A 15,278-nucleotide genomic window follows, 5' to 3' on the forward strand; every position below is an offset into this window, starting at 1 on the left:
TCATAGGTCAGATCAGCAGGGCCGCCAGGCCGCTGAAGCTGAAAAAGGCCAGGCCGGTCGACGCCAGGATGATGCGCGCGATGCGGCCGTTGTCTGCGCCGTAGCGCTCGGCCAGCAGCGACACATTGCTGGCGCTGGGCAGCGCGGCCGCCAGCGTCAGCGCAACCAGCTGCGGCCAGGCCAGCGGCGCCCCCAGCCAGCGCGCCGCGGCACCCAAGGCGAAGACCAGCGCCGGATGCAGCAGCAGCTTGATGGCGGCCACGGGCAGGTAAAGCGCCGCCGGCGTCACACGGCCGGCCTTGCGGTTGGCACGGCCCGAGCGGCTGAGCACCGCGCCAATGGAGAACAGCGCCACCGGCGAGGCCGCATCCCCCAGCATGGCAATGACCTTGGCCAGCGGCCCCGGCAACACCAGGCCGCTGACGCCCAAAGCCGCACCCAGGGCAATGGACCAGGGCAGCGGATTGGAAGCGGCCGCCTTCAGCGCCTGCACGAACGCCGCCCGGCCGGCATGCCCGCTGGCGCCAGCCTGGGCCAGGGCGATGCACAGCGAGCTCGTCACGAAGAGGTCGGCCAGGATGGTGCTGACGACAGCCCCGCCAGCGGCATTGCCCAACAACGCGACGATCAGCGGCACGCCCATGAAGCCGGTGTTGGGGAAGGCCGCCACCAGGGCGCCAAAGGCCGCGTCCTTCATGCCCACTCGCTCGGACAGCGTCGTTGCCACCGTGAAGAAGACGATCAGCAGCGCCGAGCTGAGATAGACGCCGAGCAGGGCCGGGTTCAGCAGCTCCAGCAGCGGCGTGTCGCGCCCGAAGCGGAACAGCAGGCAGGGCAGCGCAAAGAAAAGCACGAACCCATTCAGGCCGGGAATGGCGCTGTCCGGCAGCAGACCGCGCTCGGCGGCCAGCCAGCCGCACAGCACCAGCGCGAAGAACGGAAAGGTCGTGGCGAGAACGGCAAGCATTGTCCGGGGGCGAGTATCCAGGGCCGTGAGCGAATGCGCGGACCGGCCCGCTTTGTAACAAAGGGGGATGGCAGCCCCCTGGGGTCACCCCTAATATGCCGCGCCATGCGCATGCCCAATCTCTCCCTGCCACCGCCAGCCGCCGCCGCGCCCCTGGACGAAGGGCAGGCGCTGGGCGTGTGGCGGCTGGAGAAACCGCTGGCCGACGGCGAGCAGGCCCATGCCGGCCAGTGGTACAGCGCCCACCATGCAATGGCCACGGAGCAGAAGGCGGCCGTCCTCGTGCTGGACCGCAGCGACCAGGGCGCCGGCGTCATGCTGCGCTACGCCGACCAGGCCGGTGACCTCGCCAAGCTGCAGCACCTCCACATCGCCGTGCCCAGCGACAGCGGCGTGACACCCGATGCCCACCCCTATCTGATCGTCGAGGGAGAGCATGGCGAGCCGGTGCTGCCGCAGTTGCACCAGTTGGGGCTTCGCCAGCGCGTCGAGTTGCTGGTGCAGCTCTGCGAAGCCCTGCGCTCGGCCCACCAGCAGGGCTGGCTGCTGGCCGAGATCGACCCCGCCATGATCTGGCTCGGCCCCGAAGGCGGCGTGCGCCTGATGGGCCTGGGCCTGACCAAGATTCCCGACCCGACCGACCCTTTCGACCGCGGCCTGAGCCTCGGCGCTTCGCCGGCCTTCGTGGCGCCCGAGCGCCGCAACGGCGAACCACCCACTCTCGCCAGCGAGATCTATGGCCTGGGCGCCCTGGCCCGCGTCTTCATCTGCGGCTGGGAGGACACACCCCGGGGCTTGGCGCCGCTGCGTGGCAGCGTGGCCGAGGCCTGGCCGCTGATGAAGTCGGCGCAGCAGATCAAGCTCGATGCCCTGCTGCGCGGCACTATGGCCGAATCGCCTGAGCTGCGCACGCGCGGCGCCGAGGGCCTCGCCGACGAACTGCGCGAGTGGCTGGGCCTCGCCCCCCCACGCAGCGCCGGCGGCGCTGCCGAACCCGGCCCCGCCGTCGAAGCCAAGGCTCGAGCCGCCTGGTGGAAGCGCTGGCTGTGGCTCGGCGCCGCGGCCGGTGTGGGCCTGCTCGCCATGGCGGCCCACGTTTCGGAGCCGTCTGCCCCCACGGCCGGCACCCGCGGTCTGCCCCAGGGTTGAGCTTTCCGGACGTTGGCTAGGGATGTCGCCGCAGCGGCCCCTCGGCCAACATGCGCGCCCTACCAATGCTGGAGCACCGCCATGGCCCGTTCTCTCCTTGCGCCTTTCGTCGCCGTCGCGCTGTCGCTGGCCACCTCGGCTGCGATGGCCGCCGGTTTCAACACCGACGCCGAAGGCTGGACCACCAGCAACGGTGGCGCCCAGGTCTGGATGGCCAGCGGCGGCAACGGCGGTGGCTGGCTCCAGGTCACCGACATCACGGACGACGACTTCCTGCTGAACGCGCCCACTGCCTGGTTGGGCAACTGGTCGGCCTTTGCCGGCGGCACGCTGTCCTTCGACGCCAGGAACATCAACGGCGATGCGCCGGACTGGGCGCCTTTCGGTGAAGTGACCATCATCGGGGCCGGCGGCGGCGTGGTGTTCGACATGGTGGCCGCGAACAACCCGCCGGCCGATGGTCAGTGGCATCACTACAGTTTCGTGCTGCCGTCCTGGCAGGTGCTGGCCAACGTGACCAGCCTGACGATCAAGGGCGAATTCCATGCTGGCGTCACCGAAGTGGTCGGCATCGACAACATCCAGGTCACGGCCGTGCCCGAGCCCACCCACGCGGCACTGCTGCTGGGCGGCCTGGGGCTGCTGGCGGCGCTACGGCGCAGGCGCTGAACCCGTTCAGCCGGCCCGGGTTGCCCGCGATGCACGGCCTTCGGGGCTCGGCAACAATGCGCGCTTCTCCGGAGGTTTCATGGCCCGCCCGCTGCTTGCGCCGTCATACGCGACCCGTTTTGTCCCGATCCCTGCCGGCTTGAACCGGCGGGCGTGCTGATGGCCGCGGTCGGGGCCGCCCCCGCCACCCAGGGCCTGATGGGCCTGGGCGAACTGCAGCTCAAGCTGCCCGCCACCAAGACCCAGTGGCTGGCCCTCGCGGCCGGCGTCGGCTTTGGCCTCGTGGGCGCCGAGTTGGCCTGGCACCACCCGCTGTCGGGGCCGCTCGCACTGGCTGCCTGGGGCGCCGCTGTGCTGCTGGCGGCGCTGTTCTGGGTCAAGACGCCCGTTCTTGTGCTCGCGCCGCTGCCGCTGGTCGGCCTGGCCCCCTGGACCGGCTGGATCAGCTTCGAGGAGATGGACCTGCTCGTCACCGCCTGCGGCTGTGGCGGTTATCTGGCCTATGCGCTGCAGCTGAACGCGCGCGACCGCGCGCCGGCCTGGCGCCACGGCCTCGTCTATTCGCCGGTCGTCGTCGTGCTGATGATGGCCCTGGCGCTGTCGGCGGCCTGGAGCATCAGGCGCGGTTTCGCCGACGCCGGTGGCTTCACCTTCGGCTGGTTCCATGGCTATCACGAGGCGATGAACTCGGTGCGCAACGCCAAGGCCATCTTCCTGGCGCTGGCCCTGCTGCCGCTGTGGACGGCCGCAGCCACCGCGCGTCCAAGAGGTTTCTCGCGCGGCCTGCTGCTCGGCCTGGTGCTGGCCCTGGCCGGCGCCAGTGCCGCCGCGCTGTGGGAGCGCCTGGCCTACCCCGGCGTGCTGGACTTCTCGACCGACTACCGCACCACGGCCCTTTTCTGGGAGATGCATGTCGGCGGCGCGGCCCTGGACGGCTTCCTGGTGCTGACCCTGCCCTTCGCCCTGCTGGCCCTGCTGCGCACGCGCTCGCCCTGGCGCTTTGCCATCGGTCTTGTCATCGCGCTGCTGGCGGCCTATGCCTGCCTCACCACTTTCTCGCGCGGCGTCTACCTGGCGTTGCCGCTGGCTCTCATCCCCATGGTCATGCTGGCCGACGCCCAGCGCCGCCGCGCCGCAGCCTCGGGCCCGGAAAGCAGCCAGATCGACAGCACGCTGGGCGCTGTCGACGAGCCGCTGCCGCGCCTGGCCAAGGTCGGGGCGCTTGCCATGGCCGGCGCCTTCGCGCTGGCCGCCGCTCTGATATTCGGCAGCGGTGGCTACCGCGGCCTGCTGGCCCTGTTCTTTGTCATGGTCATCCTGCTGGCCATGCCGGCCAGCCTGTGGCTGCCCACCTTGAGCCAGCGGCTGACGGCGCTGATCATGGGCGGCCTGCTGGCCCTGTTGCTCGGTGGCGCGAGCTGGGCCTTGTCCATGGCCGTGCCGAAGGCGGCCTATGTGCTCAACGTCGTCGCGCTGCTGTGCTGCGCCGCGCTGCGCTGGCGCGACCAGCCGGGGCAGGCACGGCCCCTGTATGTGCTGCTGGTCGCGACGGCCTGGTTCTGGCTGCTGGCCACCATGGTCATCGTGGCCGACTACTGGAGCGGCACCACGGGCCGCTGGACGGCGCTGGCAGCAGGCCTGGCTCTGGCCGGCGTGTGGGCGGCCATGCTGGTGGAGCCGCGCCTGTGGCCCTTGCAGGGCAAGGACAGCCACGGCGCCGCGGGCTGGCGCAAGCGCGCCCTGCTGGTTGCCGGCCTGCTGATGGTGATGGCCATCGTCGCGGCCCTGGGCGGCGGCGCCTATCTGCGTGACCGGGTGGCCACCTGGAAGGAGGACGGCCAGACCCGCCTGACGCATTGGCGCGAGGGCCTGCACCTGCTGCACGGCGGCCGCCAGTGGCTGCTGGGCAAGGGCGCGGGGCGCTTTGTGCCGAGCAATTTCTACGAGGGCCCGGTCAGCAGCCAGGTGGGCGACTACCGGCTGCGCCACGACCCGACCGAGTCCTATCTGGCGCTGGCCGCCGGCAAGCATGCGCTGGGCCGCGGCGAACAGTTCCGCGTCAGCCAGCGCATCACCGCACCGGCGGCCGGGCCTGTTGCCATCACCCTGGTGCACCGCACGGCGGCCGACGCGAATCTGGTGCTGCAGATCTGCGAGAAGAACCTCATCTACCCGGACAACTGCCACAGCGTCGAGCCGATGCTCAAGCCGCTGCGGGCCGAGGCGCCGGCGGAAGGCGGCGCCGAAGCCACGGCGCCTGCCGCGGCAACAGCCGGCATGGGTGCCTGGCAGACCAGCGAATTCAAGCTCGGGCCGGTGCCAGCGCTGGGCGGCGACTGGTGGGCCCCGCGCTTCGTGACCTTCTCCATGGCGCTGGACACGCGCGCGGCGCGCGTCGACATCGCTCGCATCGCGATGCAGGACGCCCAGGGGCGCCAGCTGCTGGTCAATGGCGATTTCAACCGCGAGATGGCACGTTGGTTCTTCTCCAGCGACCGCCACCACCTGCCCTGGCATATCAAGAACGCGGCCCTGCACGTGCTGTTCGAGCAGGGCCTGGTGGGCCTGGCCCTGCTGGGTGGGGCCTACCTGCTGGTGCTGGTGCGCCTGAGCTTCGGCCGCGGTCGCGACCATCCGCTGGCGCCGGCTATCGTCGCCGCGCTGATCGGCTTAGGTACCGTGGGCGCTTTCGACAGCCTGCTGGACGTGCCCCGCGTCGGCTTCGTTTTCTTCACGCTGCTGCTACTGGGGCTGGGGCTGCGGGCCTTGCCAGGGGAAGGGGTAGCGCGAGTGGCATGATGTGCGCCCCTCGTCCAAGGTGTACCTTGGCCGGTCCCCCTACGGGACGGCGATGCTTGCGGCGTTGAACCGCAAGCACATCGCCAGCGCGGGCCGGCTTGGGAGCGGCCCGTCGCTCGGCCCGCAAGCAGAGCCGCCACCAAAGACATGTCATCCCCGCCCGCCGCTGGCCTCAACCCGGCCCAACTCGAAGCCGTCTACCACCTGAGCGGTCCCTGCCTCGTCATCGCTGGCGCGGGCTCGGGCAAGACGCGCGTCATCACGACCAAGATCGCGCAGCTGCTGGTGTCGGGCTATCGGCCCAGCCAGATCGCCGCCATCACCTTCACGAACAAGGCCGCGCAGGAAATGCGCGAGCGGGCCAAGGCACTCGTCGGCAACAAGGCGGCCAAGGACCTGGCGATCTCGACCTTCCACTCACTGGGCGTGCGCCTGCTGCGCGAGGAGGGCTCGCGGGTCGGGCTGAAAGAGCAGTTCTCCATCCTCGACAGCGACGATGTGCTCAACGTGCTGAAGGACGCCGGCGGCACGACGGATGTGAACCAGGCGCGGCGCTGGCAGTGGACCATCTCGCTGTGGAAGAACCAGGGGCTGGACGCGGCCCAGGCAGCGCAGGTGGCCAAGGACGAGGATGAACGCTCGGCCGCCGCCGTCATGGTGCGCTACCAGGAGCGCTTGGCCGCCTACCAGGCGGTGGACTTCGACGACCTCATCACGCTGCCGCTCAAGCTGCTGACGACGCACGCCGAAGCGCGCGCGAAATGGCAGGACAAGCTCCGCTATGTGCTGGTGGACGAATACCAGGACACCAACGCCGTGCAGTACGAGCTGCTGAAGGCGCTGGTGGGCGAGCGCGGCATGTTCACGGCCGTGGGCGACGATGACCAGTCCATCTACGGCTGGCGCGGTGCGACCATCGAGAACCTGAAGCGCCTGCCGACCGACTACCCCAAGCTGAAGGTCATCCCGCTGGAGCAGAACTACCGCTCCACCGGCAGCATCCTGCGCGCGGCCAACAACGTCATCGCCGGCAACCCCAAGATCTTCGAGAAGAAGCTCTGGAGCGAGTACGGCGATGGCGAGCCGGTTGTGCTGCTGGAGGCTGACGGCGAGGAGCACGAGGCCGAGCGCGCCGTGGCGCGCATCCAGCAGCTGCGTGCCGATGGCAAGGGACCTCAATACCGCGACTTTGCGATCCTGTACCGCGCCAACCACCAGGCGCGCATCTTCGAGCAGGCCCTGCGCCGCGCCCAGATCCCCTACAAGGTCTCGGGCGGCCAGAGCTTCTTCGACAAGGCCGAGATCAAGGACCTGTGTGCCTGGCTGCGCCTGCTGGTGAACCAGGACGACGACCCGGCCTTCCTGCGCGCCGTGACGACGCCCAAGCGCGGCATCGGCCACCAGACCTTAGGCGCCCTGGGCACCTTCTCGGCGCAGTGGAAGTGCAGCATGTTCGAGGCCCTCTTCTCCGAGAGCCTGGCCACTTCGCTGACCAAGCGCGCCCTGGACGGCCTGCACGAGTTCGGCCGCACTGTGAACGAGCTGCAATACAAGGCCAAACATACCGAAGGCCACACCGCGGCTCACGCCATGCTGACGGAGTGGCTCAAGGACATCGCCTACGAGGCCCATCTGCTCGACAACGAGGAGAACGAGAAGGTCGCCCAGGCGCGCTGGGGCAATGTGCTGGACTTCGTCGACTGGATCGCCAAGCGCTGCGGCGGCCAGCACAGCGAGGAAGGCGGCGTCAGCTTCACCGAGCCCAAGCAGAGCGTGCTGGACGTGGCCCAGACCATCAGCGTCATCCTGTCGCTGGCCGAGCGCGGCGAGGACCAGGACCAGGTCACGCTGACCACGCTCCACGCCTCCAAGGGCCTGGAATGGCCCCACGTGGTGCTGGCTGGCGTCAACGAGGGCCTGTTGCCCTTCAAGCGCGAGGAAGCCGAGCTGACGGCCGAGGCGCTGCAGGAGGAGAGGCGGCTGATGTACGTCGGCATCACGCGGGCGCGCACGACGCTGGCCGTGTCGACGTTGCGCCGGCGCAAAAAAGGCCGCGACACCGTCGTGGGCATTCCCAGCCGCTTCCTGGCCGAGATGAAGCTGCACGAGGGCAGCACCCGCGAGGATCCCCGGGAAAAGCTCAAGCGCATGCGCGAAGAACTGGCCGCCAAGGCAGCCGCGCGGGCGGCACCCCAATAGCCGCCGCCGTAGTGCCTTTCTGCGGGGCGAGCGCTGGGCCGCTCCCGAGCCGGCCCGCCCTGGCGATGTGCTTGCGGCTTGATGCCGCAAGCATCGCTGTCCCCTCGGGGGACCGGTCAAGGTACTCCTTGGACGAGGGGCTTCTCAATAGTCAAGACTGAAGCGCTCATTCGCGGGGGTACCCCCCGAGCGCGTGAAGTCTTCACAACCTCGCCACGGTAGGCTGCGAACAATGCGATCCAGCCCTTCTTTCCGGTGAGCCTGCACATGAAAGCCCTGGTCCTTGCTGCCGTCCTCGCTGCCCTGAGTTCCTCGACCCCGGCCGGCGCCACGCGTGAAGCGCGCCAACCCATCGTCGACACGACGACGGCCACCGTGATTGCCGATGCCGGCCGCCTCGGCTCGGCCAGCCTGACGTCGTTCAACGGCAACGCCCACTGGACGCCGGCCAACCGCCAGGCCGAAACCGAGTTCGACGCTCTGCCCGCCGAGGTCGACACGGGCTCGCTGCTGATCGTCCTGGGTGCTCTGGCCCTGGCAGTTGCGCGCCCCGTGAGCCGCGCCCTGCGTCGCCAGGAGCAACAGCGCCGTGCCGCGGCACTGGCCAGCACCCTCGCGCACACGCCGCGGTAAAACTGCCCCTCGCCCAGCCACGCCCTACTGAACGCAGGCGTGCCTGATCGGTCTTGCAGACCGCGCTGCGGCAGTGCCGCAGCTCTTCGGCAGGCACATCGCGCCCACCGGGCGCAATGTGTCCGGCCGAAGCCCCCGAGGGGACGGCGATGCTTGCGGCATCGAGCCGCAAGCACATCGCCCAAGCGGGCCGGCTCGGTGAACTGGAGTCGGACACAAGCAGTCCCTGCGGACTGCTTGTGCCTACGCAAGGCCATGGGCCTCTGGCCCATGGCAGGCCCAGCGCTCGGCCCGAAATACCTCAGTCCCCAACAACCGTTTTCAGTGAATTGCTTCACAGGCGGCACACCGGCCTGAGGGGGGTGGTTTCGCGAGTGTGAACTCTGCACCCGGCACGGGGCAGAGCTGGCTAAAGAATCGCGGCCAGTCATCACACCGCCTGCCCCCGCCCATGAAACGCGCCCTGTCCCTGCTCGCTCTGATTGCCTTCGGCAGTTCCGCACTGGCCGCCCCCGCGCCGGTGAACCTGCTCGTCAACGGCAGCTTCGAGAGCACGGCCGTGGCCAACGGCAACTGGGTCAACGTGGTCACCACGCCGGGCTGGACCTGGCTCGGCGGGCCCGGCAGCGGTTTCGAAGTCCGCAACAACGTCGCCGGCACGGCCCAGGACGGCCGCAACTACCTCGAGCTCGACACCAACGGCAACACGCTGATCGGTCAATACCTCGACAACCTCAGCGCTGGCGCACGCTATGAACTGAGCTTCTGGTATGCACCGCGCGAGCTCCAGGCCGCGTCGACCAACGGCATGCAGGCGTTCTGGAACGGCGTGCAGCTCGGCGCCACCCTGAGCGGCCTCGGCGGCAGCGGCAATCAATGGACCGAGGTCAAGTTCAGCCTGACGGCCCAGGCCGGCCGCAACCTGCTGAGCTTCGCATCCGTGGGCACCAGCGACGGCCTGGGCGGCAACCTCGACAACGTCAACCTGAACCGCATCCCCGAGCCCGGCAGCCTGGCGCTGACCTTCGCCGCACTGGCGGGCTGCCTGCTGCTGCCGCGCACGCTGCGCCGCCAGGCCGAGGCGCGCCGCGCCACGGCGCTGGCCGCCGCGCTGACGGCCCCCACGCCGCGCCCGCGCTGAGCCGCTGCCGTCAGGCGGGCTGCACGCCGGCTCGGCCGTCTTGCACGGCGAAACGTGCCACCGTCCGGATGGCGCTGTCAGGCTGCAGGGCATCGTCCAGCGACCGAACCGCCGCCCGCAGCCCCGCCTTGTCGACCACGAAGGCCATGTAGCCACGCTGGTCGCTGCGGCCGTAGTGCAGGTGCGGGTTGTGCGGCAACACCTCGTCCAACCGCTGCTGCTTGCCACCCCAACTGGTGATGGAACTGCCGCAGAACTCGCTGGCGACGACGGGCGAGTCGGGGTCGTCGAAGTCGGCCTTCAGGTCTGCCACGACGTGCGAATGCACGTCGCCGCCCAGCACGACGACGTTGGGCACCTGGCGTTCGCGCACGGTCGCCAGCAGCCGGTTGCGGGCCGGCGCGTAGCCATCCCAGCCGTCGGTCCAGTAAGTGGGCTCAGTCGCGTTCCAGTTCATGCGCGCCATCACCGTCTGCTGTGCGACGAGATTCCAGCGGCCCGGCGTGGTGTCCCAGCCCTCGGCCAGCCAGCGTTCCTGGGCCGCGCCCAGCAGCGTGCGTTTCGGGTCCAGCAGCTCCGGGCACTCACGCAGCGGCAGCGTGTTGCTGCCGTATCTGCCGGCCTTGGTGCACAGCTGCGGGTCGCGGTACTGGCGGTCGTCCAGCGCATGGATGACGGCCAGCCGCCCCCAGGTGTGGCGGCCATGCATGCGCATCTCCACACCGCGCGGGCGCCAGGCCTTGGGCAGGGGCTGGTGCTCCCAGCAGGCCTGGTAGGCGGCGGCCCGGCGCGCCGGGAAGTCCTGCGCGATCTTCTCGCCGCGCAGCCCGGCGTAATCGTTCTCGACCTCGTGGTCGTCCCACACGTACAGCCAGGGCACGGCGGCATGCATGGCCTGCAGCGCGGGGTCGGACTTGTACTGCGCGTAGCGGCCGCGGTACTGGTCCAGCGTCACGGCAGCACCGCCTTCCACGGCCCGCACGCGGCCAGGTGCGCCGCCGTATTCATAGATGTAGTCGCCCAAGAACATGACGAGGTCCAGCTCCTCGGCCAGCATGTGGCGCCAGGCGGCGAAGAAGCCGTGGTCCCAGCGCTGGCAGCTGGCGATGGCAAAGCGCAGCGGCTCCAGTGCGTCCGCGGCCGGCGTGGTGCGCGTGCGGCCCGCCGGGCTGCGCTGGCCCAGCGCCTCGAAGCGGTACCAGTACCAGCGGCCCGGCTTGAGCCCTGCGGGCTCGGCATGCACGCTGTGCGCCCAGGCGCCTTCAGCGATCTCGGTGCCCGAGGCGACGCGGCGCTGAAAGGCTTCATCCTCCGCAACCTCCCAGCGCACCTCGACGCGCGCCGGCAGGTCAGCGCCGGTCAGCCGGGTCCACAGCACCATGCCGTCAGGCGTCGGGTGGCCGGATGCGATGCCCAGCGCGAAGCGCGGCGCCACGTCCGCTCGCGCATGGCGCAATAAGCCGGGCGCGAGGCCGGCGGCCAGGGACAGCTGGAGCAGGTGGCGGCGATGGGTGTCCATCGCCGCATTCTGGCGTGTCAGATGGCCAGCGGATCCACGTCGACGGCCCAGCGCAGCACCGCCTTGTGCTCGCGCTTGAGCGCAATCAGCTCAGGCACCCAGCCGCGCAGGAAGGCCTGCAGCCGCGCGCGCTGCGTGGCCTCCACCAGCATCTGCATGCGCTCCACGTCCGCCACGCGGGCCACCGCGTGCGGCACCGGCGGGTAGACCAGCACGCCGTCGTCATGCATCAGCTCCGCGGCGGCCGTCAGGAAGGCCTTGGCCGCCTCCACCGTGCGCGCCTCGGCGCGCAGCAGTGCCAGGTGGGCAAACGGCGGCAGGCTGGCGGAGCGGCGCTCGGCCAGTTGGTCGCTGGCGAAGCGCACATAGTCGTGGCGTGCCAGCGCCTGGTAGAGGGCATGGTCGCGGTGCCAGGTCTGCACCCACATCTCGGCCGGCGTCTCACCTGAGGCATCGCGACCCGCACGGCCGCCCGCCTGCATCAGCAACGCGAACAGGCGCTCCGGCGCGCGGAAGTCGCTGCTGAAGAGAGCCCCATCCGGGTTCACCGCGGCGACGAAGCGGATGCGCCGGAAGTCGTGGCCCTTGGTGATCATCTGCGTGCCGACGAGGATGTCGACGTCGCCGTCGTGCACGGCCTGCAGTTGGGTCTCCAGTTCGCCCTTGCGCCGCGTCGAGTCGGCATCGATGCGCAGCACGCGCGCGCCGGGCAAGGCCTCGCCGAGCTGCTCCTCCAGCTTCTCAGTGCCGCGGCCGATGGGGGCGATGTCGTGGTTGCCGCAGTTGGGGCAGGCACTCGGCACGCGCTCGGTGAAGCCGCAGTGGTGGCAGCGCAGCGTGCGGTCGCGCTTGTGGAAGACGCGCCAGGCGCTGCAGTGGGGGCAGTCGCTCTTCCACTGGCATTCGCCGCAATGCAGCACCGGTGCATAGCCGCGGCGGTTCAGGAAGACGAGGCTTTGCTCGCCGCGCTCCAGTCGTGCCTTCAGTTCGGCCAGCAGCGGCGCGGTCAGCGCGGTCGTCACGCCAGCGGTGGGCGGCAAGGCCTTCATGTCGAAGAGCCTGACGCGGGGCAGCGCGCCGCCGCCGATGCGAGCCGCCAGCGTCAGGCGCTCATAACGGCCACTTTCGGCGTGCTGCCAGCTCTCCAACGACGGCGTGGCCGAGCCGAGCACGACGGGTACTTGAAGGTCATGCGCGCGCCAGATGGCCAGGTCGCGCGCCGAGTAGCGGGCGCCGTCCTGCTGCTTGTAGGAAGGGTCATGCTCCTCGTCGACGACGATCAGCCCCAGTTCGGGCATCGACGCGAATACCGCCAACCGCGTGCCCAGCACCAGCCGCGCGCGGCCGAGGTGGGCGGCCAGCCAGTTCTGCAGGCGCTGGGCCGGCGTCAGCGCGCTGTGCAGCGACACGATGGCCAGGGGCTGAGGCAGCAGCGCCGCGAAGCGTTCGGTAAAGCGGGCCTCCAGTTGCGGCGTCAGGTTGATCTCGGGCACCAGCACCAGCACCTGGCGGCCCGCCGCCAGCGCGGCTTCGGCGGCGCGCAGATAGACCTCGGTCTTGCCGCTGCCGGTCACGCCGAACAGCAGCAGCGGCTTGCGCTCGCCGCCGTCGATCTGGGCCGTGATGCGGGTGACGGCCTCGGCCTGCTCCGGCGCCAGCTCGGGCCGGACCGGTTCGGGCACGGCGACCGCCTTGGCGACCTTGCGGTCCAGCTTGCGCAAACGCGCAGCCAACTGATCAGGCGAAAGTTCACGCAACTGCGGCGGCAGCACCGCGCTGGCCAGTTCGCCGACGCTGCGCTGGTAATAGCCGGCGGCGAAATCCAGCAGCCGGCACCAGTCGGCGCCCAGCGGCGTCAACGCGTCAAAAACGGCGGCCACCGGCCGCAGGGTGACGTCTGGCGCCATGGTTTCGTCGCCCGGCCAGACGATGCCCAGCAGTTCACGCTTGCCCAGCGGCACCCGCACCAAAGTGCCTGATGCGAGCGCCTGCTCACTCGCGTAGTCAAGCGGGCCATTCAAGCCGCTGTGCTGAGGGGCGTCGACCGCCACGCGCACCGTTGCAGGGCCTTCAGCTTCAGCCATGCGCAGCTCCGCGCTTCTTGTGAAGCAGTGGCTCAGCAAGTGGCTGCAAGTACATGATTCTTAAAGGCTCTTGGGTTGCCCACAATTTCTGTGGATAAGTTTGTGAGCAAATCGCCCCGTGCGGGCCGATAGAGCGCCAGAGCGGGACGAACCGCCCCAAATCCGTTCGTCGGCGCCATTTGAGTGCTGCCTTGAAAATCAAGCACTTAGCACGAATTCGGGAAAACTCTTAGGTGCGCCGCACCAACGACAGTCCGCCGCCCTCGCCTCCCGAATTTTGGGGATAAGTCATCGCGGAACTGCAGATTTGACGGCCCTGTCAGGCTGCAGTTCGCAGGCGGCGCGAATGCTGGTGAACCTCGTCCACCAGGGCTTCGACGCTCTCGGGCGGGGTGAACTGGCTGATGCCATGGCCGAGGTTGAAGACATGGCCGTGGCCGGCGGCGGGCTTGCCGAAGCTGTCCAGCACGGCGCGAGCCTGAGCACGTACGGTTTCGGGTGGCGCGAACAGCACATTGGGGTCGAGGTTGCCCTGCAGCGCGACCCGATCGCCCACGCGGGCACGGGCGGCGCCAAGGTTCATCGTCCAGTCCAGGCCGACGACGTCGGCACCGGCATCGGCGATCTCGTCCAGCCACAGGCCGCCGCCCTTGGTGAACAGCAGCCGAGGAATGCGCACGCCACCGTGCTCGGTCTTCACCTGGCTCAGCACCTGGCGCGAATAGGCCAGGCTGAACTGCTGGAAGGCGCCGTCGGCCAGCACGCCGCCCCAGGAGTCGAACAGCATGACGGCCTGGGCGCCGGCTTCGATCTGGGCGTTCAGATAGGCGGCCACCGAGCGGGCGTTCACGTCCAGGATGCGGTGCATCAGGTCGGGGCGCGAATACATCAGGCTCTTGACGAGGCGGTAGTCGTCGGAGCCCCCGCCTTCCACCATGTAGCAGGCCAGGGTCCAGGGGCTTCCGGAGAAGCCGATCAGCGGCACGCGGCCGTTCAAGGCCTTGCGGATGGACGTGACGGCGTCGAAGACATAGCGCAGCTTGTCCATGTCGGGTACTTCCAGCGCTGCCACCGCGGCCTCGTCGCGCACCTGCCTTGCGAATTTCGGGCCCTCGCCCTGCTGGAAGGACAGGCCCAGGCCCATCGCGTCGGGCACCGTCAGGATGTCGCTGAACAGGATGGCGGCGTCCAGCGGGAAGCGCTCCAGCGGCTGCAGCGTCACCTCGGTGGCGTAGTCGGTGTTGGTCGCCAGGCCCATGAAGCTGCCGGCCTTCTCGCGCGTGGCGCGGTACTCGGGCAGGTAGCGGCCGGCCTGGCGCATCAGCCAGATGGGCGTGTGCTCGGTGGGCTGGCGCAGGCAGGCGCGCAGGAAGGTATCGTTTTGCAGGGGGGCGAACATGGCCAAATTATCCCTGCTGGCCCCGGCACGATCCGGCACGTCGCGGGAGCGTCGTTTGCCCTTGTCTGCCATCCTCCCAGCAGCGAGATGCGCCCATGATCCGAATCCTCGTCACCGTGGCCGCCGCCGCCAGCCTGTCGGGCTGCGGCTACAACCAGTTCCAGACCCTTGACGAGCAGGTCAGCGCCAGCTGGGCCGAGGTGCTGAGCCAGTACCAGCGCCGGGCCGACCTCATTCCCAACATCGTCAACACGGTCAAGGGTGAGGCCAACTTCGAGCAGGAAACGCTGACCCGCGTCGTCGAGGCGCGCGCCCGCGCGACCAGCGTGCAGGCCACGCCGGAGCTGGTCAACGACCCCGAGGCTTTGAAGAAGTTCCAGGCAGCCCAGGGTGAGCTGAGCAGCGCGCTGTCCCGGCTGCTGGTGGTCACCGAGAACTATCCCAACCTGAAGGCCAACCAGGGCTTCCAGGATCTGCGCGTGCAGCTCGAAGGCACCGAGAACCGCATCACCGTGGCGCGCAACCGCTACATCCAGACAGTGGCCAGCTACAACGTCCACACGCGCAGCTTCCCGAACAACCTGACGGCCATGCTGTTCGGCTACAAGGCCAAGCCCAACTTCACCGTGCAGAACGAGGCGGCCATCACGACGGCGCCGACGGTGGACTTCGGCACGACGGCCAGGCCGGTGGCACCGGCCGCGTCGAAGTAGCCGCGC

11 protein-coding genes are annotated in these 15,278 nt (G+C 69.5%); 7 read left to right on the forward strand and 4 right to left on the reverse strand.

Going from position 1 to position 15,278, the window contains the following annotated elements; genetic code table 11:
* Nucleotides 1-7 precede the first annotated feature (7 nt).
* Complete coding sequence (locus ACXJKM_RS04460) at nt 8-967, reverse strand: AEC family transporter (protein WP_057298490.1); 960 nt, start codon at nt 965-967, stop codon at nt 8-10.
* A 105-nt stretch (nt 968-1,072) separates the two neighbouring features.
* On the opposite strand from ACXJKM_RS04460, the gene ACXJKM_RS04465 reads away from it, so the two are divergent.
* The 6 genes from ACXJKM_RS04465 (at nt 1,073) to ACXJKM_RS04490 (ending at nt 9,557) form a co-directional block, all read left to right on the forward strand.
* A complete protein-coding gene (locus ACXJKM_RS04465; RefSeq protein ID WP_457350538.1) occupies nt 1,073-2,116 on the forward strand; it encodes a hypothetical protein in 1,044 nt (347 codons plus the stop codon).
* Nucleotides 2,117-2,197: 81 nt separating this feature from the next.
* Entirely contained in the window at nt 2,198-2,785 is a 588-nt protein-coding gene (locus ACXJKM_RS04470; RefSeq protein WP_457320802.1) for a PEP-CTERM sorting domain-containing protein, read from the forward strand.
* Nucleotides 2,786-2,938: 153 nt separating this feature from the next.
* Entirely contained in the window at nt 2,939-5,584 is a 2,646-nt protein-coding gene (locus tag ACXJKM_RS04475) for a hypothetical protein (RefSeq protein WP_457350540.1), read from the forward strand.
* 147 nt (nt 5,585-5,731) lie between these two features.
* The gene (locus ACXJKM_RS04480; protein ID WP_457350541.1) at nt 5,732-7,783 is read left to right on the forward strand and encodes an ATP-dependent helicase; all 2,052 of its coding nucleotides are present in this window, start codon (nt 5,732-5,734) and stop codon (nt 7,781-7,783) included.
* A 267-nt stretch (nt 7,784-8,050) separates the two neighbouring features.
* Complete coding sequence (locus ACXJKM_RS04485; RefSeq protein ID WP_056205481.1) at nt 8,051-8,416, forward strand: hypothetical protein; 366 nt, start codon at nt 8,051-8,053, stop codon at nt 8,414-8,416.
* Nucleotides 8,417-8,867: 451 nt separating this feature from the next.
* On the forward strand, nt 8,868-9,557 hold the full coding sequence (locus ACXJKM_RS04490; protein ID WP_457350543.1) for a hypothetical protein: 690 nt from the start codon (nt 8,868-8,870) through the stop codon (nt 9,555-9,557).
* A 10-nt stretch (nt 9,558-9,567) separates the two neighbouring features.
* On the opposite strand, the gene ACXJKM_RS04495 is transcribed toward ACXJKM_RS04490, so the two are convergent.
* From ACXJKM_RS04495 to hemE, 3 genes are all read right to left on the reverse strand, one after another.
* Complete coding sequence (locus tag ACXJKM_RS04495; RefSeq protein WP_457350545.1) at nt 9,568-11,076, reverse strand: alkaline phosphatase D family protein; 1,509 nt, start codon at nt 11,074-11,076, stop codon at nt 9,568-9,570.
* Nucleotides 11,077-11,093: 17 nt separating this feature from the next.
* Nucleotides 11,094-13,160, reverse strand: a complete 2,067-nt coding sequence (locus ACXJKM_RS04500) for a primosomal protein N' (protein ID WP_457350547.1) — start codon at nt 13,158-13,160, stop codon at nt 11,094-11,096.
* Between the two features lie 319 nt (nt 13,161-13,479).
* On the reverse strand, nt 13,480-14,559 hold the full coding sequence (gene hemE, locus ACXJKM_RS04505) for a uroporphyrinogen decarboxylase (RefSeq protein ID WP_457350549.1): 1,080 nt from the start codon (nt 14,557-14,559) through the stop codon (nt 13,480-13,482).
* A gap of 95 nt (nt 14,560-14,654) precedes the next feature.
* Here hemE and ACXJKM_RS04510 point away from each other — a divergent pair, with 95 nt between their 5' ends.
* Nucleotides 14,655-15,272, forward strand: coding sequence for a LemA family protein (locus tag ACXJKM_RS04510; protein WP_457350551.1), 618 nt, complete (start codon nt 14,655-14,657; stop codon nt 15,270-15,272).
* The last annotated feature ends 6 nt before the right edge of the window (nt 15,273-15,278 follow it).

The organism is Roseateles sp. P5_D6 (assembly GCF_054049415.1).